The 2,496-nt window shown below is 70.2% G+C and carries 1 pseudogene; it reads left to right on the top strand.

Going from position 1 to position 2,496, the window contains the following annotated elements:
* Positions 1 to 2,496: pseudogene (locus OO57_RS37510) on the top strand (hypothetical protein); the annotation flags it as partial.

The following is a 2,496-nucleotide window of genomic DNA, read 5'->3' as shown; positions in this document are numbered from 1 at the left end:
GTCGATCCGTCGTCGTTCCGGGCGGCCTTCGGCGGTGACTACGCGGCGCGGCTGCGGCTGGTGCGGCTGCCGGCGTGCGTGCTGACCACGCCGGAGCGGCCGGAGTGCCAGACGCAGTCGCCGGTGGAGGCGGTGCCGGAGGTTCCGCTGTCGGCCCGGGTCGACCTGTCGGCGGCGGGGGAGGGCGGGGCGAAGCTCCGGCTGTCCTCGCTGGAGTCGACCCCTTCCGGCTCCGGCTCCGGTGGTTCCGGGGCGACGGTGCTGGCCGCGACCTCCGCGCCGGACGGGTCGTCGGGCTCGTACTCGGCGACCGCGCTGTCCCCGACCGGCACCTGGTCGGCGGGCGGCAGCACGGGCGCCTTCTCCTACTCGTACCCGCTCAACGTCCCCGCGGCGATCGGCGGTGCCACCCCGAACCCGGAGCTGTCCTACGACTCGTCCTCGCAGGACGGTCGGACCTCGGGCACCAACAACCAGTCCTCCTGGCTCGGTGACGGGTGGGGCACCAGCGAGTCGTACATCGAGCGCTCCTACAAGAACTGCGGGGACGACACCTCCTCGGGCGCGCCCGCCGGGTCCGGCGACAGGTGCTGGGCGGGGGAGGTGGTGACCCTCTCCCTGAACGGCAAATCGACGCCGCTGGTCTACGAGAACGGGGCGTTCCGCCCCGTGAACGACTCGGGGACGGAGAAGGTCGAGCGGTTGTACCTGTCGGGCGGTGCGTCGAACGGGACGTACAACGGCGAGTACTACCGGGTGACCGAGAACGGGGTGCAGTTCTACTTCGGCCTGAACCAGCTGCCCGGGTTTTCGGCGGGCAAGGAGGAGACGAAGTCGGTCTACACCGTGCCGGTGTACGGGGCGAAGGCGGGTGAGCCGTGCCACGCCTCGACCTTCGCCGGGTCGTCCTGCGTGCAGGGCTACCGGTGGAACCTGGACTACGTCGTGGACCTGCACGACAACGCGACGGCGTACTACTACCAGCCGGAGGGCAACTACTACGGGGCGAACGCGCAGAACACCGGCGTGTCGTACGTGCGGGGCGGGTGGCTGCGGCGGATCGACTACGGCATGACGGCCTCGACGGTGTTCTCCCCGGCGCCCGAGCAGGTCGTCTTCGACGTGAAGGAGCGCTGCATCGACGGCACTCCGGCGGGCGCGGTGTGCGACGACGCGCACTTCAAGGCGGAGAACGCGCCGTGGTGGCCGGACGTCCCGGTCGACCTGGACTGCGCGCAGGGGGCGACCTGCACCAACCACGGGCCCTCGTTCTGGTCCCGCAAGCGGCTGTCGTCGGTGACCACGCAGGTGCGGGTCGGGGGTGCGGTCCAGCAGGTGGACCGCTACGACTTCACCCATTCGTTCCCGGACGGCGGTGACCACGCGCCGACGCTGTGGCTGGAGTCGATCCAGCGCACCGGTCTGGACACCAGCGGCGGGGGCGGTGCGGCGGCGCCGGTGCCGCCGACGGTCTTCGGTGCTCCGGCGCAGTTGCCGAACCGGGTGGGGACGATCTCGAACGTGTCGGTGATGTACCACGACCGGATCCAGACGATCGTGACCGAGTCGGGTGCGCAGATCACGGTGGTGTACAACGACACGGAGTGCACGCCGCAGAACGTGCCGGCGGATCCGGCGGTCAACACCAAGGCGTGCTTCCCGACGCTGTGGAAGCCTCCGGGCTACAGCAGCCAGCAGAAGGACTGGTTCCACAAGTACACGGTCAAGAGCGTGCGCACCCAGGACCTGCACACCGTGAACCAGGACGGGACCTACCCGTCGCTGCTGACGTCGTACAAGTACGTCGGTGACGCGGCCTGGCACTACGACGACAGCGAGCTGGCGAAGGCCGACGAGCGCACGTACTCGCAGTTTCGCGGGTACGGCACGGTGGAGACCCGCACGGGTGACACCTCGGTGTTCCACAAGAACAACGGTGCGGCGGTCAACGACCGGTTGACGCTGTCGCGGACGTTCTACTTCCGGGGCATGTCGCACAACACCCCCGACGGCACGGGCGGCAGCACGGTCACGCTGACCTCGCAGGACGGCAAGTACAGCTACGAGGACCGCAACGAGCTGGCCGGGCGGGCGTTCGAGACGGACACCCACACCGGGGACGGCGGTCCGGTCGACAGCGCGACGGTGACCCTGCCGACGGTCATCGGCCCGACGGCCACCCGCGCCCGCACCGGGCTGCGGCCGCTGACCGCGCAGATGGTGCGTGACGCGAAGGTGTACAACCGCAAGGCCGTCTCCTACGGCTGGCGGGAGACCGAGACCGACACGTTCTACAACACGGCGCTGAACCAGACCACCACCGGCATGCCGGTGCAGGTCGCCGACCGGGGCGAGAGCGCGGCGGCCGGCAACGTGGCCAAGTGCAGCTGGAGCCGGTACGCGGTCAACTCCGCCAAGTCACTGGCCCTGCCCGCCGAGAGCATCACCACGGCGCAGGACTGCCCCGAGGCGGGAGCCACCCCGACCGGCACACTG

The organism is Kitasatospora phosalacinea (assembly GCF_000717185.1).
GTDB classification, from domain to species: Bacteria; Actinomycetota; Actinomycetes; order Streptomycetales; family Streptomycetaceae; genus Kitasatospora; species Kitasatospora phosalacinea_A.
The sequence above is the reverse complement of the archived record's forward strand: the minus strand, read 5'-3'. Positions and strand labels throughout refer to the sequence as shown.